Here is a 24,503-nt window from a genome sequence, read left to right as displayed (position 1 = left end):
GCTAGACTGCGGGCCGGCGCCCCATGCGGGGCTTGTAGCGGGCGACTTCGCCGCGCTGCAGGGTCGACAGGACCAGCTCCGACATCATGTTTATGGATACGTGGCGCGCAAAGAACTGCTCAAGCACTGCGCCAAACAGATAAGGGCTGATGCCCGAGAATGCCGCCTCGTCCACTTGCAGCGAGATGCGCACGCCACGGCCATGCACAATGGGGCCCGGAACCGGAAGGCGGTGGTGCACGGGCACGGCGCTGACGTGCCGCAATCCGGAGATATGCTTGCGCAACGCGGGATCCGCAAGACTGCCGTACACGTGCAGCATCTCGCGCAGCGTCTGCGCGCCCTCCTCTGCATCCAGATCCGTCAGGCTCAGATAGTTCAGCCCGAGGTGGCTGATCAAATGCCAGGTCGCGGCGTTCTCGGCCAATGCGGGACTGGGGCGCGTGGGTCCATGCAGGACCTTTACCGCACGCACCGGCGCCGACACGCGCAACGTCATATCCGTCTCGGTTCCCAGGGGCAGCAGCATCGCCATGTCCCGGTTCGAGCACAACGTTTCCAGCGTCAGGTGGCGCAACTGGCCGGAAAATGGCGCCTCCTGCCTGTCCACCAGCGACACAAAGACCTCGCTGCCCGTATAGCCCGTCCGCGTGCCGTTTCGCTGCGCCGTATCGGAAATCAGGCGCGGCTCGCGGCGCACCGAGAAATACGCGCCGTAGTCATCCGGATCGCTGCCCAGCGATCCGTAGAAAGGGCGAAACTCCTGCTCCTGCCGCTGCGCGCTTGCGTGACCGGTCACGCGGGTCACTCCGAACACCTCGTAGTCCAGCGGACGGCTGCGGTCCACCACCACGTGATACTCCGATGTCCGCGGCGTCACCGCAACACGGTCGGCCAGCTTGGGGAAAAGATTGATCACCGGCGCACAATGCAGGGCGAGGTTGCTCGCCTCAATCGCCCCCTCCAGTTCCGGCGCCGCCGCCGAGAACAGCAGGGTCAACTCGAACTCGCGCGTGTCGCCTTGCGGCCCCGACGCTTGGGTGCGGCTGCGCAATCCCGTCTTCAGTCCGTTGATGCTGAAGAACAGGTAACGCTGCGCAAACGCAAAGTACTCCTGCAGCAGCCGATACCCTTGGAACACCCGCGCATCGCCCGGCAAGAGCGCCTGATCGTCCGCGAAACCCTCATGGCGGATCGCACTGGCCGGCAAGCGGCTGATCCACCCGACAGGACGCGCCGCGTCGTGTCCCAGCACCGCCACCGTGTGCCCCATAATCACTTCCAGCAGGCGCTGCATCTGCAGGTCCTGGCCGCTCAGGTGAAAAACCAGCTGATCGAGATTCAGATCTTCCAGCCGCTGACCGCCGCCCACCTGCAGCCGTATGCGCAACGCGCTCAGTACACGCGCGGCGCGTCCCCCGAGCCCCAATCGCGCCAGCGGCAAGTCCTGCGGAGCAGCGGTGAATTCCGCCTGCGTCACCTGCAGGGGCCACAGCCGAACAGCATGACCTGTCGTGAACTCGCACGGCGTCTGCTCTCCGCGTGGCACGCGGCCGCGCAGCAGCGTGCCGCGCGGCAATTCGAAACCCTTGGCCAGAGTGCCCTCGTTCATGCTGGGGGAAAACTGCACGATGGCCATCGCGGGCGTGGGCGCGAGATAGTTCGGATACACCACTTCCAGCAGGCGCTGGGAAAAGCGCGGGAACTCCGCATCCATCTTCATCTGTATGCGCGCGGTGAGGAAGCTGAACCCCTCAAGCAAACGCTCGACATAGGGGTCCGCCACCTCGGTGGCGTTCATGCCCAGGCGCCCGGCAACCTTGGGATGGGCCTGCGCAAATTCCGCGCCCAGCTCGCGCAGATACACCAACTCGCGGTTGTAGTAGTCCAGCAGCCGGGCGTCCATCAGATTCCGCCCAGGTCATGCAGGTCCATATGTCCGTTCTCCAGGTCGATGTCCGTGCGAAACAGGAACTCGAGAGGATGCGGCACGCACCACAGCATGCCCCTGATCTCCAGGCTCAGCACGTTGTGATGTTCCAGTGAACCTGTGTCGGTTACGCAGCGCACCTCGACCGAGGAATCGAGGATGCGCGGCTCGAATGCCGAGATCGCATTCCTGATGGACTCTTCCACGTCGATCCAGTCGATCTCGGACATGCGTTTTCCGGCCATGGCGCGCACGCCGAAGTTGACCGTCGAAACCACCGCGCGCTGGTAAGGGGACAGGTCCTGGGATGTCTGCAGGTTGACCGTGTTGAGCAGCCAGCGCAGATCTCGCAGCACCGCCGCGCGCAGCTCCTCATGCGTCAGCATGGCGCTGTCGCGCGGCTCCTCGCGCTTGGCGGGATCGTTGTCCATCAGTCGATCCAACAGCGACGGCTGCAGCCGGTCGCGGGCGGCGCGCTGGCTGCGCGCCAGCGGCTCCCAGTTGTGGGCGTCGTCGGCATGGCCCATTACGCCATCTCCAGACTGCGGATATCGAGCAGGGCGAATTCATCCGCATCCGTCAGCCACATCTTCTGGCCCACCCCTGCGTAGGTGTCGCCATGCAGCAAACGCCAGTCCGACATCCTCCCCAGCTTGACCGGATCAGGCAGATCGACCATGCGTTCACCCGGCATTGGCGGGTAGCGCGCCGGGACCAGACCTTGAAGCGTCCGCCCCCCTTCCAGTTCGACTTCGGCCTGCGCCCACACCACGTCGCACAGTCCGTCCGGGGCAAGCAGGCGCACCTGCCGAAGCGCCGAGAACGGCAGCCAGACATACCTGCCCGCCGCGAAGAACTCGAACACCGGACCCAGCCGGCTATCGCCGTCGCAGATCCACTGGAACGGCATAGGCGCGGGCTGCATGGCGCCGCCAACGCGGCCTGCGCGCGTGCCGGCCGCGTCGAAAGCCTGTGCGCGCAGCTCGGCAGCCTTGGCGGCGGATTGGCCCTCGACATGCAGCGCCGACATCAGCGCCCGCATCCAATCCTCGGGTTCGTCCAGCAAGACCGGATCGCCGCTGCCGGCGAGCACGGCCTCCCGCTCGCGCTCGGCGGCGATCGCGCTTGCGTAAAGCGCGGCCATTGGACGGGCCTGCTCGCTGAGTTGCGCACACAGGTTGAGCTGCTCGCTGGCGCGTGTCCAGTCTCCCTGCGCGACGAGCAACTGGAACAGCTGTGCACGCAGGTCCGCGTCGACGGGACTGCGGCGGATATGCGACTGCACTTCGTCCAGCTGGCCATGCAGGCTGATGACGCCATAGGGAACCGCGGCGATGGACATGGGTGATCCCCCCTAGCCCACTTCCTTGTTCTGCTTGATATCCCAGGCCACCAGGCTTTCCGCGCCCTTGCCTCCCTTTTCTGTCTGCTCCCAATACTGCTGCTTGACCTTGGCGGCCTGAAACGCGAAGTTCACCACCACGCCTTCGGCGCTGCGGTCTCCGGATATCTGCACCGACGACACCAGAACGTCCTCCAGCGTGATCTTCGAATACTCGATCTGCTCTCCGCCCGCCTTGCACATGGACAGTTCGATCCTGCCCAGATGCTTGCCGCTGGCGCAGTGCTTCATCACCGCAGGGGCCGCCTTGTCGATGCGCGCGACGACGTGCAGGTCGTTAAAGCTCGCCTTGCCCGCTCCCAGGCCGCCCCCGCTGGCCATATTGCCTGGCTGCGTGGCGCCCCACGAGAACGACACGATATCGGTCCAGTCCTTGTGGTTGGCGTCCTTCGACTCGCCGTTGGCGCCATCAATTTTCATGAACATATCCACAGCCACATCTGTCTCCTGGAGTTATCGGGCGCGGATGCGCCCGTCTTTCTGACACTTAGCCTTCGCTCTGCTTGAGCGATGGCAACTTGGACACCAGTCGCAGCGACACCGTCAGCCCTTCAAGCTGATAGTGCGGCCGCAGGAAAAACTTGGCCGAGTAATAGCCCGGGTTGTCCTCGATCTCCTGCACCTGCACCTCGGCCGCCGCCAGCGGCTTGCGCGCCTTGGTTTCCTGGGACGAGTTCACGGGGTCCCCGTCCACGTAGTTCATGATCCAGTCATTCAGCCAGCGCTCCATGTCGTCGCGCTCGCGAAACGAGCCGATCTTGTCGCGCACGATGCACTTAAGGTAGTGAGCGAAGCGGCAGCAGGCGAACAGATACGGCAGCCGCGCCGCCAGCTTGGCGTTGGCGGACGCGTCCGCTTCGTAATACTCATGCGGCTTCTGCAGCGACTGGGCGCCGATGAAGGCAGCGAAATCCGAATTTTTGCGATGCACCAGCGGCATGAAGCCGTTCTTGGCCAATTCAGCCTCGCGCCGGTCGCTGATCGCGATCTCGGTCGGGCACTTCATGTCCACCCCGCCGTCATCCGTCGGAAAGCTGTGGCACGGCAGGTTCTCGACCGCCCCCCCCGACTCGACGCCTCGGATCGACGTGCACCAGCCGTACAGCTTGAATGAACGATTTACGTTGGCCGCCATCGCATAGGCGGAATTGGCCCAGGTGTAGCGGTCGTGATTTGCGCCGTCGGTGTCTTCCTCGAAGTCGAACTCGTCGACCGGATTGGTGCGCGCGCCGTACGGCAGGCGCGCCAGAAAGCGCGGCATCGCCAGGCCGATATAGCGCGAGTCTTCGGATTCGCGCAGGCTGCGCCATGCGGCGTATTCAGTATTGGTGAATATCTTGGTCAGGTCGCGCGGATTGGCCAGCTCCTGCCAGGAATCCATCTGCATCACGTTGGGGGACGCACCCGCGATAAACGGGCAATGGGCGGCGGACGAGATCTTCGCAATCTCTCCCAGGAGCTCCACGTCGGGCGGGCTGTGATCGAAGTGATAGTCGCCCACCAGGCAGCCTATGGGTTCTCCGCCGAACTGTCCGTACTCTTCCTCGTACACGCGCTTGAAGATAGGACTCTGATCCCAGCCGACGCCCTTGTGGCGCTTCAGCGTGCGGCCGAGTTCCGACTTCGACAGGTTCATCACCCGTATCTTCAGAAGCTCGTCGGTCTCGGTGTTGGTGACCAGGTAGTGCAAGCCGCGCCACGCGCCCTCCAGTTGCTGGAAGTCGGGGTGGTGCATGACGCCATTGATCTGCTCCGACAGCTTGCGGTCGATCTCGGCGATGATTGCCTGGATGGTCCGATAGGCGTCCGAGGACAATCCGACGCCGCTGTTTTCAAGCGCCTGATGCGCCAGCGTGCGCACGGCATGTTCGACCGCTTCGCGCGCCTGCTCGGTCTTGGGCTTGAACTCCTTCTTCAGGAGCGCGGACAGGTCGTCCGCCCCTAAAGTCTCGACAGCGCGCGCGTCAGCGCGTTTGGCCACTGCGGTCATGGCATTCTCCGAAAAGCGGTTCAAGCGGAAACTAGTCCGTGGAGGCGGTGTCGGACGCAGGCTGCGCATCGAGCTTGGGCGCGGCCGCCAGCGCGTTCATCAGCGCGGGATTCTTGAGCACGTTGCCGATCAGTTCCTCGGCGCCGGTCTTGCCGTCCATGTAGGTCAGCAGATTCGCAAGCTGGGTCCGGGCGCTCAGCAGCTCGTTCAGCGCGCCGACTTTTCTTGCGACAGTCGCCGGCGAAAAATCGTCGATGCTCTCGAACGTGATATCCACGTTCAAGTCTCCTTCGCCGGTCAACGTGTTGGGCACCCGGAATGCGGCACGCGGCTGGACCGACCGCATGCGCTCATCGAAGTTGTCGATGTCGATGTCCATGAACTTGCGCTCGCCCACGTCCGGCTGGGGCGTCTCGGACTTGCCGGCAAGGTCCGCCAGCACGCCCATCACGAACGGAAGCTGGATCTTGCGCTCCGCGCCGTAAATCTCGACGTCGTACTCGATCTGCACCCGCGGCGCTCGGTTTCTTGCAATGAACTTCTGGCCGCTTCCTCTCAGGCTGGTCGCCATGGTGTCGTCTCCTCTGGTGGGTTCTCGGGGCTGGCCTGCCCTACGTATCCGGCCGGCTCCCCGCGTCCCGCGGCAGCCAGGCCTCGAATTGCTCCAGGCCCTGTGGCGCCAGGTTTTTGATGATGTCGTGAAAGCTCATGGGTATCAGTTGCTGCGCGCGGCGGATGAGGTAAGGCGCGGGATGGCCGGGTTCGTTGGCCTCGAAGTACGCGCACACCTTTTCCAGCAGCGCCGCCGCCTCGTCGCGCGACTGGACGGATGCGTCCTGCCAGCGCGTGCCGGCATCGTGGGCGCGCATGGCTGCCGCGGGAGCCGGCTCATCTGCCGAAGCGATTGCGGAAGGTTCTGAAGCGGTGGGGGGCACATCGCGGGCTGCGTCCAGCACCAGGTCCAGCGTGCGCAGGACGGCGGCGTAATCGGGCGTCCATGCGCCGCCCAGCTTGTCCGTCACCAGTTTCCGTATGCGGCGCAGCGCATCTGCGGCCGAGGCCAGCGCCAGCACATCGGGCTCGCGTTGCGTCCATGCCTGTCTCAGGCGCGCGACGACGCGCGGCCGGCCGCCCGGGTAGCATTCGGCGTCCTGGCGGCTGCCGTCGAGCAGCGCCTCCGTGTCCCGCAGGGACAGCTGCCCGTGCACGCCGTTGACCAGGCTGGCGGAACGCACGCTGCGCGCACAGCTCTGCACGTCGCCAAACGCCGCCAGCGCATTCATGCGCGGCATCGGATCATCTTCGCCGACACTATCCAGACGAGGATGCAGGGGTTCCCAATAGCGCTCCAGCGCATCGACCGCCAGCGCAAGTCCATCGCTGTACCCCGGCAATCCACGGATCTCGGTCCAGGCGCAGGTCAACAGTCCGAGCACGCGCAGGTCCCGGGTGCGCTCCAGCAGCGCGCGGGCCAGGCGTTCGACCTCGCGCCAATCGGGCGGCTGCGCGGCGATGATGGTGGAGCCGAACTGCTGTTCGTCCCGTCCGGCCGCGGCCTGCTGAAGCAGCAGGAAGTCGGGGTCGTATTCGAGGTCCTCCCCGCAGGGCAGACGTGAATCGAGGGTATTTAGGATATCGGCGAATTCCATAGTCATTGCTTAAATGGCTGGGGATGCTGCCTGCTACCGCTACTACGCTCCGCGCTGCTCAACGGAAGGGTGAATTCTATGCACGTCTTTCTTTATGAAACTAACAACTCACACCTTCAGATTTTTCTTACAGACAACTAACAGCTACTAAACAATTGAACACTTCTTGCCCGGCTGTTCTGACGTTTTGACATAGACCTTACGCAGTTACGTGAAGTCCGTAGGCATTGTTACTAAAGCGTAAAAAGCACAAAAGCATGTGATCCCGCTATTCGGGCGCTTTGCGCGATGCCTACAATCGGCGCTCACGCTGGCGGCAGACCGGCGCGCATCCCGATCAGAGACAATCTTCCCCCTGGCCCGCCCCCTTTTTTTCCGGCGTCGCTCCATTTCCAGGCGGCCCCTTGAGCGGCCGCCATCCCTTTGCTTTATCACGGCACGCGCGGTTTCGCGGCCGTGCGGAACCCAGAGCAGCAAACGCAGCAGCAGCAGGTGAATTCTCATAAGGAGACGGTGAGATGGACCGCAACGTGCCAAGCGAACGTGTCGTCAGGGCGCATACGCCCCTGCCCCCGGACCAGCTCAAGTTCCGGGCGATGCACGGCGCCGAAAGCCTCTCTCAGCTATTCGAGCTGGAAGTCGAGCTGGTGTCGGAAACCTATTCACTGGACATGAAATCCCTGCTGGGCAAGCCGCTGACACTCGAGATCGAGACGTCCGCCGACACGCCCCGCTACCTGAGCGGACACATCACGCGCTGTGTGCTCATCGGACGCGAAAACAACACGTCGCGCTACACCATCTACCGCGCCACGGTGCGCCCCTGGCTCTGGTACCTGACGCAGACCTCGGACAACAAGATCTTCCAGAACAAGAACGTTCCCGACGTCATCCGCGAGGTTCTCAAGGACTACAACTATCCCGTAGAGTTCAAGCTGGTGGACACCTACCGCAGCTGGGAATACTGCGTGCAGTACCAGGAAACCGACTACGCGTTCATCTGCCGGCTGATGGAGCACGAAGGCATCTACTTCTGGTTCAAGCACGACAACGGCAAGCACACGCTCGTGCTGACCGATGACATAACGCAGCACGAGCCCGTCGCCGACTACGAACAGATTCCCTATTACGGTCCGGATCGCATCACGATTCCCCGCGAGGACTACATCGCTAAATGGGAAGTCGCCGAGCAGATCACGCCAGGCGCGTTCGCCACTACCGACTATCACCCGCTGACGCCCGCCGCGAGCCTCGAGGCGCGACGCAACAATCCCGGCGCACATGACCACGGCGACCTGGAGATGTACGAATGGCAAGGCGGCTATACCAATCCCGATGATGCGGACCACTACACCCGCGTGCGTCTTGAGGACCTGCAGTGCAGACAGGAGCAAAGCTCCGGCTCGTCCAACGCGCGCGGGCTTTCCACCGGCCATCTATTCACCCTGCGCAATCATCCCCGACAGGCCGAAAACCGCGAGTACCTCGTCGTCAGCACCTACTATCGCATCCGCGAATCTGGCTACGCCAGCGGCCAGGCTGATCCGGGCAGCTTTGACCTGGAGTTCGTGGTGGTGCCCTCCAGCACGCAGTTCCGCGCGCCGCGCATCACGCCGATTCCGCGCACGCATGGCCCCCAGACGGCGACGGTGGTGGGCAAAGAGGGAGAGGAAATCTGGACGGACAAGATGGGACGCGTCAAGGTCCAGTTCCACTGGGACCGCTACGGCAAGAAGGACGAGAACAGTTCATGCTGGGTGCGCGTTTCCAGTCCATGGGCCGGCGGCGGCTTTGGCGGCATCCAGCTGCCGCGCGTGCGCGACGAAGTGATCGTCGACTTCATCGGCGGCCAGCCTGACCGCCCTATCGTGATCGGACGCGTCTTCAACGCCAACAACCTGCCGCCTTGGGATCTGCCCGACAACGCAACGCAGAGCGGCTTCCTGAGCCGATCCAAAAGCGGCACCCCGGCCACCGCGAATGCGCTGATGTTCGAAGACAAGACCGGCAGTGAACTCATCTGGCTGCACGCGGAACGAGAACTCTGCACCGAGGTCGAGGCCAACGAGACCCACACCACCGACCTGAACCGCACGACCCATATCGGCGAGAACGACACCACGACGATCTGCGGCAATCGCGACATCCGGATTACCGGCACCGATTACCTGAAGGTCGGAGAACGGCGCGACGTCTACGTCACGGGGCACGAGGAATACACCGTCAAGGCCTCTCGCACCGTGCACGTGAAAGACGGCCTCATGGACGAGAAGTTCGACAACGGCCTGAAGACCACCGTGGCCGCGAAGGGCGAAGAGCGCGAGGTCAAGGGACTATTCAAGGAGACGCTGAAGACCGGCCAGGAAGTGTATGTGACAGAGGGCGACTCGCTGCATCACGTCCAGACCGGCACGCTGACCGAGAAGGCCAAAGGCAAGGTCGAAGTGCGATCCACCGATGAGAACATGGACGTGAAGGCCAAGACCGCCATGCTCGTGCAGTCGGAAACCGCCAAGATGGATCTGAAGGCCAAGGACAAGATGCACATGGAGTCCGAGGACGCCACCGTGCTGATCAAGGCCAAGGGCAACATCACCCTGGAAACACCCGCCGACGTCGTGATGGATGCGGCCAACGTCAAGGACCTGTCCAAGGAAAGCTGGCTGCAGGCCACACCGTTCTCCATCGGCCTGGCGGTCGCCAAGGCGGAATTCGGCATGCATCGCGTGGCCTTGTTCCGCACCACGGTCATGCTGAACGGGTCGTTCACCAACTATGCCCTGGTAAGCAACATCGGCCAGCTGGTGTCCTACCGCACCACAGGCTCCAGCTACGCGTTCGATGGCGCCAAGGCCGAGAAAGTGGGCTTGGGCGCCTCGATGGTGGGTCTCTGGACGATCATCTGAGCCTGCCATGTCGGATTTTTCGGATGCCTGGCCGGATTGGGGAAAGTGGGTACTGCTGGGCCTGTTGCTGTCATTGGCGCAGGCCGCCTTCATGCTGCGTCGCGAAAGCAGGCGCCGGGAGGCGGGCCGCAGGGACGCGCGGCGCCGCGAGGCCATACGGGTCAGCGGGCAATCGAGCACCGCGCGCATTACTGCGGCGCGCGACACGAACAAGCGCATCGGCGAGACGCTGTATTACGTCATCGAACTGACCGTGGACGTCGCCGCGACTTCGTGCACACCGGCCTTCACCCGCACGCTCGAAGTCCCGCTGTCGCCATTGAACCTGGCCAACTTCGGCGTGGGCAAGACCATTCAAGTGCGAGTGGATCCGTCAACGCGTGAACTTGCCGTGGACCAGCCGACCTGACATCCCATGAAAACCATCAAGCCGCTGCGCCTTGGCATCCTGACCCGACCCTACCGTCGGCAACGCCGCGACATGCTGGGCGTGGCCGTATTCGCGCTGGTGGATATCGCGCGGTCGCCAACGCTGCTGACGGATCAGGAATTGTGGCAGATTGCCGCCGCCGAAGGCATCGGCGCGCTGGACCTCGCCACGCCCAAGCTGCACCCGGAGGCGCTCGTCAGCGGCCACGCCTATCCCCATGATTCCGGCAGCCCCGGCGCCTGCGCCGTGCGAATGAAGCTCGGATCCATAGACAAGTCGCTGCTGGTGTTCGGCGACCGTTATTGGCTGGACGGCAAGGTTACCGCGCCCCAGCCGTTCGAACGCATGCGCCTGGACTGGAGCCGCGCATACGGGGGGCCCGGCGTCGCCGAGAATCCGTTGGGGATCGGGGCGCAGGACGAAGACATTCACGGCGTGCGCACGCGCCGGTTGCCTAATATCGAACATCCGCTACAGCGACTCGGCTCCCCGGCGCAACGCGTTGCACCGGTCTGCTTTGCCCCGTTGCCGGCCGAATGGCCACAGCGGGCCGCGCACATGGGCCGCGATTACGGGCAGGAATGGCTGGAGCACGATTTCCCCGGGTTCGCGTCAGACATGGATTGGCGTTTCTTCAACGCGGCGCAGCCGGACCAGTGGGGACCGCCGAATACGTCGTTCACTGGCGGCGCCGAGTATGAACTGTGGAACATGCATCCGGCGCACCCAGTGCTGCGAGGCCGCCTGCCGTCATGGCGCGCGCGCTGCTTCTTCAGCCGCGAGGCCGACGGCGCCGCGCTTCAGGAACTGGACCTGCGCCTGAGCACTGCCTGGTTCTTTCCCGAACGCGCGCAGATGGCGCTGATCTGGCACGGCGCCGCGCACGTGCGCGAGGACGACGCGGCCGATGTGCGGCACATCATGCCCGCTCTGGAGCACGCGCAGCTGCCGCGGGACATGGCGCATTACGAAGAGGTGCTGCGGCAACGCCTGGACCCTGAATTGGGCCCCGTATACGCATTGCTGGACGCCCAACTCGTACCGGAAGACATCTGCGGCGAGCTGGCGGAACCCGAAGCGCCGGACGCCCGTCCGTCGAACCGTAACGTGCATGCGGGCGCGGCGCGCCGCCATGCGCGCGAACGCGAATCGCTGCTGGCCCAGGGGTTGGATCCAGACCTGTACATGGCGCCGCTCGATCCGCCCCCGGCCGCGCCCAGGCTCGCCGACCTGCCACAAACGATTCTGCGCTTGCAACGGGAAATGGAAGACGCCAAGCGCCTGTCGGGCGCCACCGCGGCCCGCGCCCTGGAAGATCCCAACCTGCCCGGCATGGCCCAGGTGGCCGGCGTGGACCTCGACGCGCTGCGGCGGCTGGACGGCGCCGGCAAGCCTGCGGCGGCTTTCGATCCTCGCAAGCTCAAGCGGCACATTGCCGAGTTCGACACCAGTCCGCATGCGCAGGCGCGGCGCCATGCGCCTGGCGCAGGCGACGCTTCGCCTCCCCTGTCCGAGACACTGGGCGCGCAGGTTCATCAGGCCTACCAACAGTCCGCGCACCACTTCGCTCCGCCCCCGCCCATGCCGCCGCTGCGCGCGCAACGCACACGCCGCAAACTGGAGGCACGCCTGAAGGGCAACCGCGACTGCAGGGACATGAATCTCACCGGCGCGGACCTGTCCGGCATGGATCTGTCCAATGTGGATTTCCAGCGCGCGATCCTGGCCGGCGCCCGGCTCGTAGACGCCCGGCTGGACGGCAGCGACCTGACCGACGCGGTGCTGACAGGCGCGGACCTGACCGGCGCCTGCATGCGTGGCGCCACCCTCACGCGCGCCAACCTGGGCAACGCGCACTGCCTGCGTACCGATTTTTCCCTGAGCCAGATCACCGAAACTACGTGGGACGATGCATTCTGCGAGGACTGCAACTTTTCAGGCAGTGCGTGGCGGCTTGGCCGCCTGCACAAGGCGCGTCTCCTGCACTGCGATCTGCGTCGCGCCACGTTCAGTCAATGGACGAGCATGAACGCCACCCTCGAGGACTGCGATTTTCGCGAGTCGAGCCTGGACCAATGCGTATTCATGCAAGGCACACTGGAAAATGCCCGATTCGACGGCGCGACGCTGATGCGCGTGAGCTTCATGGATGTCGGGTTCCCGGGCCGCTTCAGCATGGAAAACGCCGCACTGGACGGCTGCGCGTTCGCGGGGCGCGTCGAACTGACGGGCGCCCGCCTGCAAGGCTTGCGGTTCAACCAGGGCAGCGCGCGTGGCGCCATTCTTACCGGGGCGGACATGCGCGGCGCCCGATTGAGCGCAAGCGACTTCTCCGAATGCCAGCTGCAGGATGCCGACCTGAGCGACATGTCCGCGCCCGACACGCACTTCGTGCGCGCCGACTTTACCGGCGCGCGGCTGCGCAACGCCAATCTGATCAATAGCCTGCTCGGCAAGGCCATTTTCCTGCGCGCGGATCTGACGGGCGCGAACCTCTTTCGCGCCGATGTCGCACAGACGCGGATGGACGATAGTACGAGCCTGGACAATGCTTATACGCAAGGCGCAAAGCGCTGGCCCGTCCGACAGCCGGAGACGCCAGCATGAATGTGGATCAGCTGCGGGACCGCATTCAGCATGGCGAACCGATACAACATCTCAGCCTTGCGGGATGCGACCTGCGCGGCCTGGACCTGGCCGGCGCGTTTTTCGATCACGTGGATTTCAACGGCACGCGCATGGACGGTTGCCAGCTGCAGGATAGCCAGTTCACCAACTGCATCATGGCGCGTTGGGACGCCAGCGGTGTCGACCTCAGCCTGTCGCGGCTCATTCGCTGCAGGGCCCCGGGCGCCGTATTCAACGGCAGCCGATTGCGCGGCGCCAGCTTCACGGAATGCGACCTGGGCGGGGCCGCGCTGAACGACGCCGAACTCTACGAGTCGTCTTTTACGGCCACCTCGCTCGAAGGCGCCTCCTTGCGTTCCGCGCTGCTGGAGCGCGCCGTATTCTCGCGCGGCGCGATGGCGCATGCCGATTTGTCGGACGCCCGGATCAGCCATACCCTGTTCCATCAGCTGGACCTGCGTGGCGTGGCGCTCTCAGGCGCCAACGCGGCCAGCACGATGTTCATTGAATGCAATCTGGCCGGACAGGATTTTTCCGGCCGGGCCTATCCCTTATGCCATTTCACGGATTGCCAGCTTGACGCTGCGGACTTCCGGCAGTCAGACCTGCGCCAAGCCGGCTTCAAGGGTTCCACGCTGCGCGGGGCGCGCTTTTCCGGCGCATCCGCGCCGCAGTGCCTGTTCCCCTCGGCCGATCTGAGCGGCGCCGACCTGCGCCAGGGCCGCTTCGACGGCGCCATCTGGGTCGAGGCGACGCTGGACGACGCCCTCCTTCAAGGCGCCAGCCTGAGCCTGTGCATCTTCCAACGCGCGCGTTGCGCCAGGACGGACTTTCGCGACGCCCATCTGGTCGATGCGGATTTCTCGCTGGCTGACCTGGACCACGCCGATCTGCGCAACGCGACTTTCCTGCGCACGCGCATGCACCGCGCGCTGACGCATGGCGCCCGATGGACCCACCGCCACGGCATCATCGAGAACGACGCGCCCTTGCTCGAAGCCGAGCTGTGGTCTGCCGGACGCGAATCCATCTGAACCCGGCGCAGCCGCGCCCCCCCAACGCATCAGGAGCCGTCTACATGCAAGTCCTCTGTCAACTGCCCAGCGTCGGTCTTGGATTTCCGGATGTGTGCAAGACGCCCGTTCCGCCAGTGCCGCATATCGACGTCTCGACGTCGTCCATGGGCATCCCGGTTGTCTGGAACGTGTGGCTCTGCTGCGCGCCGATGCACAACATGGCGACGGTGATTCCTGTCACGCTGGGTGACACCGCCGGCGTGGGCGGCGGGCTGATTTCCCAGACCTTCATGGGCCGGGCGCGCTACATGACAGGGGCGTTCACTGTCCTGGTGCGCGGCGCGCCGATGGTGCGCGTAACCAGCCTGACGCTGCAGAACACCATCAATGCACCGGGCTTCAAGGCAGCCACGCCGCAAAAATCCATGTTCGCGCTGGCGGCGTAACCGCCCGCGCGCCGATGGTCACAACTGGCCGTACGAGTGCAAGCCCGACAGGAACATATTCACACCCAGGAAGGCGAAGCCGGTGATCAAAAGGCCCATCAGCGCCCAGTAGGCCGCCATCGTGCCGCGCAGGCCCTTGATCAGGCGCATGTGCAACCATGCCGCGTAGTTCAGCCAGACGATCAGCGCCCAGGTTTCCTTGGGGTCCCACTGCCAGTAGGCGCCCCAGGCGTCCGCCGCCCACAGCGCGCCCAGGATGGTTGCGACCGTAAAGAACGCGAAGCCGATCGCGATGGCGCGATACATGATGTCGTCCAGCACCTCGAGCGAGGGCAGCGCCTCGGCAATGCGGCGGCGGCCCAGCAGGATGGCGCCCACAATCACGGCGCCCACGCCGAAATACAGCATCCAGGTCGCCGACAGGCCATCGGTGCGGAACACCATGGGCTCGGCGCACAGCAGCACGCCCAGGATGAATAGCGGCGCAAGCTTGGCCCAGGACGTGGTCTGCCCGTGCTGCTTGACCAGATAGGCGAAGCCCACCATGGCCGCCAGCGAGAACGTGCCGTACCCGATGAAGTTGGCGGGAACGTGCAGCTTCATCCACCAGCTCTTGAGCGCCGGCACCAGCGGCTGGATCTGACCCGCATCGCGCGTGAACGAATACCACAGCAGGAACACGACGGCCGACGTCACCACCAGGAGCACGAAGCCGCCCAACGCGCGCGTCGCGTATTTGCGTTCGTAGTACAGATAGAACAGCGCCGTGATCAGCGAGAACAGCACGAACACTTCGTACAGGTTGCTGACCGGAATGTGGCCCAGGTCAGGCCCCATCAGGTGCCCTTCGCGCCAGCGGACCAGCAGGCCCGTGACGCCTGCGAACACCGCCCCCCAGGTCAGCGCCGTGCCCAGCCATGCGGCAGTGGGGCTGAATACGCCGATCCAGTAGCAGACCATGGCCAGCGCGAACAGCGCGCTCATCCAGAGAATGGCGGACTGCGAGGAAAACAGATACTTCAGGAAGAACACCTGCTCGGCGCGGGCCAGGTCCGTGCCGTACAGCATCAGCGCCAGCCCCGCCGAGATCGCACAGGCGATCATCAGCCGGCGCAAGGGCCGCCACAGCCAGCCCAGCCAGGCCAGCGCGGGCACGGTCCCGCACAGGATGATTTTTTCGTAGTAGTCCATCGCGTTGCCATAGCGGGTCAGCGCGAACCCGGCGCCAACGGCAAGCAACAGGAAAAAGACGACGTCGGTCCAGTCGGGTTTGCCGCGCTGCGCGCGGCTGTCGCCAGTTTCGGACAAGGCGTCCTGCCAGAGCGTTTCGGGCGACGAAGGATGCGTGGTGGTCGTAGTGGACATAAAAAACCTTAGGACCTCTTCTGGCGCAGCAGCGCCTGCTTGAAGCGTTCGAACTCCTGATTGAAGTCGAGTGTACGCTTCTGTGACGTCATGGCGGCCAGGACGCTGCTGCCGCCGCCTTGCGGCTTGATCCAGATCCAGACGCGGCGGTCCCGGATATAGAACATCGAGAAAACACCCAGGACCAGCAGCAGGCTGCCCAGGTAGACCGTGTTCTTGCCCGGCGTGCGGCTGACCTGGAACACGCTGGCCTGCACATGGTTGAAGTCGGCCAGCGACAGGAACACCGGCGCCGGGTAGACGGTCAGGTCGGACAGCGCGGCCACGGCCAGCCTGGACCACGTCGCCGCGCGCTCGCCTTCCGGGCCCTCCACCGCGACAGCAGGCTGTCCGGCACGCTCGCGGGCGATGGCGCGCAGCTCGTTCATGCTGGCGCCGATCAGGCGTATCACGACGTCGGCCGCGCGCTCCAGGTCCGCCGCGGGCGTGTTGGCCTGCAGGAAGGCCGCCACGGCCTGCAGGCCGCCGGAGGCAAAGGTGTCCAGCGCGCGCTCGGCGGCGGTTTGAAGAGGTTGGCGATCCGCGCCCGACGGGCTGTTGCGTTCGGCGAAGCGGCGCGCGGCTTCCTGGCGCGCCGCAGGATCGGCCAGGGTGGCGCGCAGGCGCATGAATTCGGCGATCGAGCTGTCGTCATCCGCGGGGATGCGCAGATAGCGGAAGGGTTCGGACGCATTGTTGCGCACGCCGGCCAGGAACACGGCGGCGCCGTCCAGTTCGACGGGCAGCATGTAGTTCTGGAACTCGTGGGCCTGGCCGGCGTCGTCAATCAGCTTGTACTCGACGCTGGGCCCCACGTTGCGCAGGTTTTCGTTCTTCTTGCCCGCCGCGCTGCCGGACACCGACGCCACGTGCTCGGCGAAGCTCTGGTTGGCGCCCTTGGGGTCGCCGCGGGTCAGGTCTTCCACGTTGATCGGGCGCATGGCCGTGATCTCGATGCCCATGCTGCGGGGGCCTTTCGCCGTCTGGGCGGTCAGCTCGCTGGTCTTGCCCACCGTGCCGTCGACGGCGAACACCGCGTCGTTGGCGCCCACCAGCGGATAGCCCTTGAGCACGACGGTGCTGCCGCCGTCATCGAAGCTGGACTGGTAGACCGTCATGCCCTTGAAGCGCAGCGGCTCGTTTACTTCGATGGTGGAATCGAAGGTCTTGCCCGTATCGGGATCTGTCACCTCGACTTCGCTGGCGAAGCGGCTGGGCATGCCGGTGGAGTAGTAATCGACGATGAATTTCTTGAGCTTCAGCGTGAAAGGCATGGGCTGCACCAGCGCGCCATCCCCCACCATGACGACGGCCGTGCTGGCCTGGCCGCCCTCGGGCACCAGCACGCTGGCGCGGAAGCTCGGGTTATTGACCGACAGGCGTCCGCTTTCGGGCACCTCGGAGATCAGCATGTTGTCGACGATGGGCTGCTTGCCGCCGAACATGACCTGCAGGCGCGTCGGCAGTTCGCTATCCAGCAGGCCGCCGATACAGATGATGACCATGGCGGCGTGGGCGAACACGTAGCCCAGCCGGTTGGCGCTGCCCTTTTTGGCCGCCAGCAGCACGCCGTCGCGATCCTGGCGTTCGCGCACCGCATAGCCCAGCCGGCCCAGCAAGGCCTTCAGGCCCGCCGCCGTTTGCGGCACGTCGGTGGGTTCCAGGGTTTCCACGCGGTGCGGAAAGGCGCGCAGGCTGCCCTCGCGCACGTGCTCGCGGAACGAACGCGCGTCGCGCAGCATCTTGGGCGCATTGCGGATCAGGCACACCGACGTGGAAACGACCAGAAAGCCCATGATCAGCAGGAACCACCAGCTGTTGTACACGTGCCAGATCGAGAACTTGTCGAACACTTCGAACCAGAACGGGCCGAACTGGTCGATGTAGTTGTTGGATGAGCGGTTCTGCTGCAGAACCGTCCCCACCAGGCTGGCCACGCAGATGAACATCAGCAGGCTGACGGCGAAGCGCATCGACCCCAGGAGCTCGAAGAGGTCGCGTGGCAGGCTGCGCAAAGAGGGACGGGAGTGGGTTCGGGTCGAATTCATGAAAAAAGGGGGGCCGCGCGATTGGCTACCCCCCTCATAGACAGCGCGCGACGGAACCAGGTTCCGTCACGCTCAAGTTGCGTCAACGCGGACCAGCCGCGCACGTTGCGGCCGATCGCCTACCGAAGGCCAGCTGCGTAGTCCGACACCGCCTTGATGTCGGCATCAGACATGCGGTCCGCAATGGCGTGCATGACGTCGTTCTTGCGATCGCCGCTGCGGAAGAGCTTCAGCTGTTCTTCGATGTAAATGGGGAACTGCCCCGACAAGCGGGGGTACTGGCCGGGAATACCGGCGCCATTGGCAGAATGGCATGCCGCGCACGCAGGAACGTTGCGATCAGGCAAACCGCCACGCCAGATCTTTTGACCTAGCTCAACCAGTTTCTCGTGGCCTGCCGTGGCGGGCTCCTTGAGCGGCTGCTGCGCCAGGTAGAGCGCGATGTTCTGCATATCGGCCGGCGTCAGGTTCTGAACCATGGCCGACATGGGGCTCGGATTGCCGTCCGGGCCGCCGCGAACCGGGGCTTTGGCGCCCTGCTTCAGCTGAAAATCGGCCAACTGCTTGGCCAGATATTCGTGGGGCTGCGCGGCCAGGTTCGGGTTCACCGGGATGGTGCTATTACCCGCCGCGCCGTGACAGGATGCACAGGCAATGATGCCTCGAGACGCGTCTCCCTGGTCAAACAGCTGACCGCCCTTGGCGGCGTCTGGTTTGGCCGGGCCCGCAGCGCCATCGGCGGCGAAACTCGTAGCAGAGAAGGCGGAGGCGCCGAGCAACAGCCCGCTCGCGACCAACATCCGGGACAGCACACGCTTCATGAAGACCTCGACGATCACATCGATCAAGGCGCAAAAAGGCGCCTACGCCTGCCCGCACTCGCAGTAAACCGTATCGAACCTGTTTTGCTTGTCCTGCTTGCGATCTTGCTGCGACACTGCTTCGGTGCTTCCCGCAAGGGGCCTGACACCGGTAAAAGCAGCTAAACAGTAAGCAAAAAAGACGGCTCCGCGCACGGGGACCACTGTAGCAAACGCCGGATTATACAATAGGGCTCGAAACCAACCGTATCCAAAGCCATCCGTGTCCCTCCTACACCGCGCCTCTTTCCTCACTTCCGCAGCTCGCCTCGACCAGTTGCCGGCCGCCGGCGCTCCCGAGGTCTGCTTTGTCGGCCGCTCCAACGCCGGCAAGTCCACGGCCATCAACGTGCTGTGCAACCAGCGCCGTCTTGCGTTCTCCAGCAAGACGCCGGGCCGCACGCGGCTGATCAACATGTTCGGCTTGCCGGACCCCCTGGATCCGGAAGGCCACATTGGCTATCTCGTCGACTTGCCCGGCTACGGCTATGCATCCGTGGCCCGCAACGAGAAAGAAAAATGGGCGGACATTCTTGGCGGCTACCTGCGCGACCGCGAATCGCTGGTAGGCATTGTGCTGCTCATCGACATCCGCCGCGGCGTGACCGAACTGGACCGCCGCCTCGCCAACTTCATCGCCCCCACCGGACGCCCGGTGCTGGCGCTGCTCACCAAAGCCGACAAGCTGCCTTATGGCCAGCGCATGCGCACCGTCTTCTCGGTCCGCAAGGACCTGGCCGATATCGGCGCGCTGCACACCATTCCGTTCTCGGCGCCCGAGCGCATCGGTCTGGAAGAAGCCGGCGCGCATATCGAAAATTGGATTTCTCCCAAGGTCGTACCATGAACCCGCAGATCATCACCCCTGACTTTCCGGTTTCCCGCCCCCGCCGCCTGCGCCGCGACGACTTCACCCGCCGCCTGGTGCGCGAGAACGCCCTAACGGTCAATGACCTGATCTATCCGGTTTTCGTGGCTGAAGGCTCCGGCCTGCGGCAAGCCGTCCCGTCCCTGCCGGGCGTTGTCCGCTATTCCCTGGATACCCTGCTGCCCGTGGCGGAAGAATGCGTGGCGCTCGGCATTCCCGTGCTGTCCCTCTTTCCCGCCATTGATCCCGCCCTGAAGACGCCGGACGGCATCGAAGCCGCCAATCCCGATGGCCTGATCCCGCGCGTGGTGCGAGAACTGAAATCGCGCTTCCCGGAACTGGGCGTCCTGTGCGACGTGGCGCTGGATCCCTACACCAGCCATGGCCAGGACGGCGTCATCGACGCCGACGGCTACGTCATCAACGAGCCCACCGTGGAAATCCTGGTCAAGCAGGCGCTTACGCAAGCGGCCGCCGGCGTCGACATGGTGGCCCCCAGCGACATGATGGACGGCCGCATCGGCGCCGTGCGCCGCGCGCTGGAAGCCAACGGCTACATCCACACGCGCATCATGGCCTACTCGGCCAAATACGCCAGCGCCTTCTATGGCCCGTTCCGCGACGCGGTGGGCTCGGCCACCAACCTGGGCAAGTCCAACAAAATGGCTTACCAGATGGACCCGGGCAACATCGACGAAGCCCTGCGCGAAGTGGCCGGCGACCTCCAGGAAGGCGCGGACATGGTCATGGTCAAGCCCGGCATGCCCTACCTGGACGTGCTGCGCCGGGTCAAGGACGCGTTCCGCGTGCCCACCTTCGCCTACCAGGTCAGCGGCGAATACGCCATGATCAAGGCCGCCGCGGCGAACGGCTGGCTGGACCACGACAAGGTCATGATGGAAGCGCTGCTGGCCTTCAAGCGCGCCGGCGCCGACGGCATCCTGACGTACTTCGCGATCGAAGCCGCAAAGCTGCTCAAGAGCCAGCGGTAGAAAGGCGCGCCGGGCGCCACGCGCGGCCTTTGGCCGCGCCGGCGGCACCGGCGCAAGCTCAGGCCTTCACGGCTGCCTGCCGGGCCTGCGGGCCGCGCCGCAGCCCCAGCCAGGTCCCGCCCAATACGCACGCCAGCCCCGCGACGTGCGTAGGCGTGACGTGTTCATCCAGGAACAGCGCCGCGAACAGCAGCCCGAAAATCGGCAGCCAGTTCACGAACAGCGCCGCGCGGCTGATGCCCAGTCGGGCGATGCCCGCGTTCCACACGATGTTGCTCACGCCCGAGGCGATCACGGCCGAGAACAGCAGCACTGCCCAGGGCCACCATGGCATCTGCCAGGCGCCGGACTCGTACGCGGCCGGCGTCAGCGCCGCATGCGCCACCAGCATCAAGCCCCCGGCCAGGTACATGTACCAGAGCATCCCCAGCGGATCCATCATCCGCGACATGCGCTGGATGACCAAACCGCCGAATACGAACACCAGCACGGCCACGAAGACCACCGCGTCGCCCCACCCGGTGAGGCCGAGCTGCGCGCCGCCGCCGGCAACCACCATGCCCACGCCCAGCAGTCCCAGCAGCGCGCCGGAAATGCGCACCAGGGTCAGTTTTTCGCGGTAGAAGATCGCGGCCAGCAAGGCGGAAAGCAGCGGGCTGGTGGCCATGATGAGCGTGCCGTTGGCGGCCGACGAAAACCGCAATCCCGACACCAGCGCCACCTGGTGCGCGTACACCACCAGGAATCCGGCCAGCGCCACCCAGCCCAGTTGAGCCGCCCCCAGCTTCGGGATGCGGCCGCCGCGCGCCTTGATGATGAGCGTGACGGTGGCGAACGCAATGACGATCCGTATGGCGGCCAGCGCCTGGATGTCCATGTGCTGCGTCAGGTACTTGATGGAGACGATGTTCAGGCCCCAGGTGGCCATGACGAACATCAATTGAAGGTAGATAAGACCGTTGCGGTCCTGGCTTGCATCAACTGTTGGGGACGTCACGGGCGCCGGCCTGGTGGGGTTGGACGCGCCGCCCACGCGGCGCAGCGGACATGGTATATCGCCCCGTTCCCCGGTTCAATGCGCGTCCCCGCGCGTTGCGCGCATCAGACGCGAGCGGGCGCCTGGCGCCCGGCGTGGTCAGCGGACCAGCACCCGATCCAGCGATTCCGTAAAGCGCTTGGCGTCCTGGAATCCCACGACCCGCGCATCCTGGATCTCCTTGCCGCCCGGTTCGAAGAACATGATCCCCGGCGGACCGAACAGGCGGAAGCGCTTGAGCAGCGCCCGGTCGTCGGCATTGTTGGCGGTGACGTCCACCTGCACCAGCACCATTCCCGCCATGCGCTGCGCGACGCCCGGATCGGTGAAGGTGAAGCGTTCCATTTCGCGGCAGGAGACGCACCAGTCGGCATAAAAATCCAGCATCACGGGCTGGCGGCTTTGCGCCAGCATCGCGTCCAGTTCGGCGTTGGTGCGCACGCGCGTGAAATGGACCTCGCCGCTGGCGTTCACAGCGCCCGCCGGCGCATCGCTGCGCGCAGCCAGATGCGACAGGGGCTGCAGCACATCGCGTCCGCCGCTGGCCGCGCCCACCAGCCACGCAGCCGCCGCCAGGGCCAGCAGCAGGCCCAGGCCCTTGCCGAACATGCGCGCGGCGCCCGCGCCCTCGGGCAGGGCATCGAACGCCCGCAGCATCACCGCGGACACCACGGCCAGGAAGGCCCAGCCTGTCATCTGCACCCAGGTCGGCACCACAGGGATCAGCATCCACCACGCGGTCGCCAGCAGCAACATGCCGAACAGGCGCTTCACGCCGTCCATCCATGGCCCCGCCTTGGGCAGCAAGGCGCCCGACGACGCTCCCACGATCAGCAGCGGCACGCCCATGCCCCAGGCCATCGCGAACAGCGCGGAACCGCCCAGGACCACATCTCCGGTCTGCGAGATATACAGCAGGGCGCCTGCCAGCGGCGCGGCCACGCAGGGGCCCACGATCAGCGCCGACAGCGCGCCCATCACCAGCGCGCCCGTGTAGCGCCCGCCAGGAATGCGCGAAGACCTTTCCGACAGCATGGCCTGGATACCCGATGGCATCTGGAAAGTGAACACGTCGAACATCGCCAGCGCCAGCACGGCCAGCAGAATGGCGAACAGGCTCAGGATCCACGGGGTCTGCAGCCAGGCGGCCAGCCCGGCTCCGCTCAGTCCCGCCGCCACGCCCAGCGCCGTGTAGACCACCGACATGCCCAGCACATAGGTGGCCGCCAGCGCCAGTCCGCGCCCGCGCGATGGCCGTTGCTGCGCGGCGCCGCCCAGTACGATGGAAGACAGGATGGGAATCATGGGCAGCACGCAGGGCGTAAAGGCCAGCAGCAGGCCCAGCACCAGGAACACGCCGGCCGTCTTGAGCCAGCCCAGCCCGCCCAGCGCGTCAGCCAGGCTGGTGTCGCCCGCATTGATCAGCGCGCCCAGGCCGCCTGACGCCGCGGACGAAGCCGGAGCGGCCCCAGCCAAGGCATAGCCGCCGGCCACCGGCGTCAGCTTCACGCTGCTGTCCATCGGGGGATAGCAGAGGCCGGCATCCGCACAGCCCTGGCCCGTCAGCGTCAGGGTGAAGGGTTTGCCCCCCGCCGCCACCGGCACGCGTATGGCCACGTCCTTGTGGAAGACTTCCATGTCTTTCTCGAAGGTCGGGTCGTACTTGACCTCGCCCTTGGGAAAGACAGGCTCGCCCAGCGTCGTCGCGTCCGCCGGGGTGATGGCGATGGCGAAGCGCTCGCGGTACATGTAATAGCCTGGGGCAACCTTGAAGCGCAATTCCAGCATGTCCGGCGCGGTCATCTGGGCGCTGAAGACAAAGGCCTTCTCGGGTTCCAGGAAATCCGCCTCGGCGCGCGCGGCCGTCTGCCAGGACATCAGCAGGAGCAGCATCGCCAGAAACGCCAGGCATTGCCTCAAAAAGGCGGAAGTCGCGCTGGCGGCGCGCCTTGGCGCGATGCCGGTACCGGCTAGTTGCAACATCAGTCTCTCTTGTTCTGCGTAGTGGCCGTCTGCTCGCGCACCCATTCGAGGTATGGCGCCGCGCCGCCGATGACCGGCAGCACGATGATTTCGGGCACATCGTAGGGATGCATCTGCGCCAACGCCTGCACGACGGCGGCATGGCGCGCGTAGGTGGTCTTGATGTGGATGGGGATTTCCTCGGCCCCTTCGACCTCGCCGTTCCACATGTAGATGGACAGCCCGGCAGCGCCAAGGTTCACGCAGGCGGCCAACCCGTCCTCGACGAGCACATGCGCAATGCGCTTGGCCAGCAACAGGTCCGGCGCATTGCTGATGACCAGCACGACGTCGTCATCGCGCAACATGGAGCCTCCTTGGGATACCCGCGTGGGATGTAACTCGGGGTATTTTATCGGTATTGCGGCCGCACCCCGGCCCCTACCGGGCCCGGACGAGCCGCGCCGCCATTCCAATCGCCGAGGCAAGCATGTCCGACAACTGTCTGTTCTGCCGCATCGCCCGCCATGAGATCCCCGCGCACATCATCCACGAGGACGACCGCCTGCTGGCCTTCCTGGACATCCAGCCCGTGCGGCCGGGCCACGCGCTCATCATTCCCAAGCAGCACTATCCCTACTACGAGGACATGCCGGCGGACCTGGCCGGGCGCATCCTCAACCTGGGGCAGAAACTGGGACGCCACATGAAACGCCTGTACGGCGTCGAACGCGTGGGTTTCGCCTTCACGGGCATCCACGTGGCGCACGCGCATGCGCACGTCATTCCCATGCATCACCCGCAGGACGTCACCTCAACGCAGTACATCGAACAACAGGACCTCACCTTCAGAATGCCGCCCCAACCGCCGCAGGAGGCGCTGGCGGCGACCGCGGCGCAACTGCGCGACGAACTGCACTCATCCTGATGCATGCC

Annotated in this window: 21 protein-coding genes; 8 read left to right on the top strand and 13 right to left on the bottom strand. The window is 65.1% G+C overall.

Annotated elements, in window-relative coordinates:
• Position 1 precedes the first annotated feature (1 nt).
• The 7 genes from tssF to tssA are packed head-to-tail and all read right to left on the bottom strand — an operon-like array spanning position 2 to position 6,971.
• Complete coding sequence (gene tssF, locus KYC_RS28220; protein ID WP_008169044.1) at positions 2-1,906, bottom strand: type VI secretion system baseplate subunit TssF; 1,905 nt, start codon at positions 1,904-1,906, stop codon at positions 2-4.
• Positions 1,906-2,457: a type VI secretion system baseplate subunit TssE gene (tssE, locus tag KYC_RS28215; RefSeq protein ID WP_008169042.1), complete on the bottom strand. Its 552-nt coding sequence runs from the start codon at positions 2,455-2,457 to the stop codon at positions 1,906-1,908. Before tssE ends, tssF begins: the two co-directional genes overlap by 1 nt.
• Positions 2,457-3,272: a type VI secretion system accessory protein TagJ gene (locus KYC_RS28210; protein ID WP_008169040.1), complete on the bottom strand. Its 816-nt coding sequence runs from the start codon at positions 3,270-3,272 to the stop codon at positions 2,457-2,459. The genes tssE and KYC_RS28210 overlap by 1 nt, the downstream gene beginning before the upstream one ends.
• A 12-nt stretch (positions 3,273-3,284) precedes the next feature.
• The gene (locus KYC_RS28205; protein WP_008169038.1) at positions 3,285-3,770 is read right to left on the bottom strand and encodes an Hcp family type VI secretion system effector; all 486 of its coding nucleotides are present in this window, start codon (positions 3,768-3,770) and stop codon (positions 3,285-3,287) included.
• A 49-nt stretch (positions 3,771-3,819) separates the two neighbouring features.
• Positions 3,820-5,322: a type VI secretion system contractile sheath large subunit gene (tssC, locus tag KYC_RS28200; protein WP_008169036.1), complete on the bottom strand. Its 1,503-nt coding sequence runs from the start codon at positions 5,320-5,322 to the stop codon at positions 3,820-3,822.
• A gap of 31 nt (positions 5,323-5,353) precedes the next feature.
• Positions 5,354-5,893: a type VI secretion system contractile sheath small subunit gene (gene tssB / locus KYC_RS28195; protein WP_043519467.1), complete on the bottom strand. Its 540-nt coding sequence runs from the start codon at positions 5,891-5,893 to the stop codon at positions 5,354-5,356.
• A 40-nt stretch (positions 5,894-5,933) separates the two neighbouring features.
• Positions 5,934-6,971 (bottom strand): type VI secretion system protein TssA, encoded by a 1,038-nt coding sequence (gene tssA / locus KYC_RS28190; RefSeq protein WP_008169032.1) that lies wholly within the window; start codon positions 6,969-6,971, stop codon positions 5,934-5,936.
• A 518-nt stretch (positions 6,972-7,489) separates the two neighbouring features.
• Between tssA and KYC_RS28185 the strand changes: the two genes are divergently transcribed.
• The 5 genes from KYC_RS28185 to KYC_RS28165 are packed head-to-tail and all read left to right on the top strand — an operon-like array spanning position 7,490 to position 14,397.
• Entirely contained in the window at positions 7,490-9,877 is a 2,388-nt protein-coding gene (locus KYC_RS28185; RefSeq protein WP_008169030.1) for a type VI secretion system Vgr family protein, read from the top strand.
• A 7-nt stretch (positions 9,878-9,884) separates the two neighbouring features.
• Positions 9,885-10,286 carry a hypothetical protein gene (locus KYC_RS28180; RefSeq protein ID WP_008169029.1) on the top strand — a complete coding sequence of 134 codons (402 nt, stop codon included), beginning with the start codon at positions 9,885-9,887 and terminating at the stop codon, positions 10,284-10,286.
• A gap of 6 nt (positions 10,287-10,292) precedes the next feature.
• Positions 10,293-12,914, top strand: a complete 2,622-nt coding sequence (locus KYC_RS28175; protein WP_008169026.1) for a DUF2169 family type VI secretion system accessory protein — start codon at positions 10,293-10,295, stop codon at positions 12,912-12,914.
• Positions 12,911-13,969, top strand: coding sequence for a pentapeptide repeat-containing protein (locus KYC_RS28170; protein WP_008169025.1), 1,059 nt, complete (start codon positions 12,911-12,913; stop codon positions 13,967-13,969). Before KYC_RS28175 ends, KYC_RS28170 begins: the two co-directional genes overlap by 4 nt.
• 44 nt (positions 13,970-14,013) lie before the next feature.
• Positions 14,014-14,397, top strand: a complete 384-nt coding sequence (locus tag KYC_RS28165) for a DUF4150 domain-containing protein (RefSeq protein WP_043519465.1) — start codon at positions 14,014-14,016, stop codon at positions 14,395-14,397.
• Positions 14,398-14,415: 18 nt separating this feature from the next.
• Here the strand turns inward: KYC_RS28165 and ccsB are convergent, their stop codons facing one another.
• The 3 genes from ccsB to KYC_RS28150 all read right to left on the bottom strand — a co-directional run bounded on the left by ccsB (position 14,416) and on the right by KYC_RS28150 (position 18,670).
• A complete protein-coding gene (gene ccsB / locus KYC_RS28160; RefSeq protein WP_008169021.1) occupies positions 14,416-15,762 on the bottom strand; it encodes a c-type cytochrome biogenesis protein CcsB in 1,347 nt (448 codons plus the stop codon).
• Positions 15,763-15,770: 8 nt separating this feature from the next.
• On the bottom strand, positions 15,771-17,849 hold the full coding sequence (locus KYC_RS28155) for a cytochrome c biogenesis protein ResB (protein ID WP_043519463.1): 2,079 nt from the start codon (positions 17,847-17,849) through the stop codon (positions 15,771-15,773).
• A gap of 119 nt (positions 17,850-17,968) precedes the next feature.
• The gene (locus tag KYC_RS28150; protein ID WP_043519477.1) at positions 17,969-18,670 is read right to left on the bottom strand and encodes a c-type cytochrome; all 702 of its coding nucleotides are present in this window, start codon (positions 18,668-18,670) and stop codon (positions 17,969-17,971) included.
• Between the two features lie 262 nt (positions 18,671-18,932).
• Here KYC_RS28150 and yihA point away from each other — a divergent pair, with 262 nt between their 5' ends.
• Both yihA and hemB read left to right on the top strand, forming a co-directional pair.
• On the top strand, positions 18,933-19,556 hold the full coding sequence (yihA, locus tag KYC_RS28145) for a ribosome biogenesis GTP-binding protein YihA/YsxC (protein ID WP_008169015.1): 624 nt from the start codon (positions 18,933-18,935) through the stop codon (positions 19,554-19,556).
• Complete coding sequence (gene hemB / locus KYC_RS28140; protein WP_008169012.1) at positions 19,553-20,569, top strand: porphobilinogen synthase; 1,017 nt, start codon at positions 19,553-19,555, stop codon at positions 20,567-20,569. The genes yihA and hemB overlap by 4 nt, the downstream gene beginning before the upstream one ends.
• Before the next feature lie 58 nt (positions 20,570-20,627).
• Here the strand turns inward: hemB and KYC_RS28135 are convergent, their stop codons facing one another.
• From KYC_RS28135 to cutA, 3 genes are all read right to left on the bottom strand, one after another.
• A complete protein-coding gene (locus KYC_RS28135) occupies positions 20,628-21,506 on the bottom strand; it encodes a DMT family transporter (protein WP_008169010.1) in 879 nt (292 codons plus the stop codon).
• Positions 21,507-21,704: 198 nt separating this feature from the next.
• Positions 21,705-23,588, bottom strand: coding sequence for a protein-disulfide reductase DsbD (gene dsbD / locus KYC_RS28130; protein ID WP_043519461.1), 1,884 nt, complete (start codon positions 23,586-23,588; stop codon positions 21,705-21,707).
• Positions 23,588-23,935, bottom strand: coding sequence for a divalent-cation tolerance protein CutA (gene cutA, locus KYC_RS28125; RefSeq protein ID WP_008169007.1), 348 nt, complete (start codon positions 23,933-23,935; stop codon positions 23,588-23,590). The genes dsbD and cutA overlap by 1 nt, the downstream gene beginning before the upstream one ends.
• A 122-nt stretch (positions 23,936-24,057) precedes the next feature.
• On the opposite strand from cutA, the gene KYC_RS28120 reads away from it, so the two are divergent.
• Positions 24,058-24,495, top strand: coding sequence for an HIT family protein (locus KYC_RS28120; protein WP_008169004.1), 438 nt, complete (start codon positions 24,058-24,060; stop codon positions 24,493-24,495).
• The last annotated feature ends 8 nt before the right edge of the window (positions 24,496-24,503 follow it).

The sequence above is a fragment of the Achromobacter arsenitoxydans SY8 genome, assembly GCF_000236785.1.
Lineage (GTDB): Bacteria > Pseudomonadota > Gammaproteobacteria > Burkholderiales > Burkholderiaceae_B > Achromobacter > Achromobacter arsenitoxydans.
This window is presented reverse-complemented; position numbering and strand designations above follow the sequence as displayed.

Bases quoted from the DNA above. Each gene is read 5' to 3' on its own strand.
- tssF (WP_008169044.1), bottom strand. From the start codon at position 1,906: ATGGACGCCCGGCTGCTGGACTACTACAACCGCGAGTTGGTGTATCTG.
- tssE (WP_008169042.1), bottom strand. From the start codon at position 2,457: ATGGGCCATGCCGACGACGCCCACAACTGGGAGCCGCTGGCGCGCAGC.
- KYC_RS28210 (WP_008169040.1), bottom strand. From the start codon at position 3,272: ATGTCCATCGCCGCGGTTCCCTATGGCGTCATCAGCCTGCATGGCCAG.
- tssC (WP_008169036.1), bottom strand. From the start codon at position 5,322: ATGACCGCAGTGGCCAAACGCGCTGACGCGCGCGCTGTCGAGACTTTA.
- tssB (WP_043519467.1), bottom strand. From the start codon at position 5,893: ATGGCGACCAGCCTGAGAGGAAGCGGCCAGAAGTTCATTGCAAGAAAC.
- tssA (WP_008169032.1), bottom strand. From the start codon at position 6,971: ATGGAATTCGCCGATATCCTAAATACCCTCGATTCACGTCTGCCCTGC.
- KYC_RS28185 (WP_008169030.1), top strand. From the start codon at position 7,490: ATGGACCGCAACGTGCCAAGCGAACGTGTCGTCAGGGCGCATACGCCC.
- KYC_RS28180 (WP_008169029.1), top strand. From the start codon at position 9,885: ATGTCGGATTTTTCGGATGCCTGGCCGGATTGGGGAAAGTGGGTACTG.
- KYC_RS28175 (WP_008169026.1), top strand. From the start codon at position 10,293: ATGAAAACCATCAAGCCGCTGCGCCTTGGCATCCTGACCCGACCCTAC.
- KYC_RS28170 (WP_008169025.1), top strand. From the start codon at position 12,911: ATGAATGTGGATCAGCTGCGGGACCGCATTCAGCATGGCGAACCGATA.
- KYC_RS28165 (WP_043519465.1), top strand. From the start codon at position 14,014: ATGCAAGTCCTCTGTCAACTGCCCAGCGTCGGTCTTGGATTTCCGGAT.
- ccsB (WP_008169021.1), bottom strand. From the start codon at position 15,762: ATGTCCACTACGACCACCACGCATCCTTCGTCGCCCGAAACGCTCTGG.
- KYC_RS28155 (WP_043519463.1), bottom strand. From the start codon at position 17,849: ATGAATTCGACCCGAACCCACTCCCGTCCCTCTTTGCGCAGCCTGCCA.
- KYC_RS28150 (WP_043519477.1), bottom strand. From the start codon at position 18,670: ATGAAGCGTGTGCTGTCCCGGATGTTGGTCGCGAGCGGGCTGTTGCTC.
- hemB (WP_008169012.1), top strand. From the start codon at position 19,553: ATGAACCCGCAGATCATCACCCCTGACTTTCCGGTTTCCCGCCCCCGC.
- KYC_RS28135 (WP_008169010.1), bottom strand. From the start codon at position 21,506: ATGTTCGTCATGGCCACCTGGGGCCTGAACATCGTCTCCATCAAGTAC.
- dsbD (WP_043519461.1), bottom strand. From the start codon at position 23,588: ATGTTGCAACTAGCCGGTACCGGCATCGCGCCAAGGCGCGCCGCCAGC.
- cutA (WP_008169007.1), bottom strand. From the start codon at position 23,935: ATGTTGCGCGATGACGACGTCGTGCTGGTCATCAGCAATGCGCCGGAC.
- KYC_RS28120 (WP_008169004.1), top strand. From the start codon at position 24,058: ATGTCCGACAACTGTCTGTTCTGCCGCATCGCCCGCCATGAGATCCCC.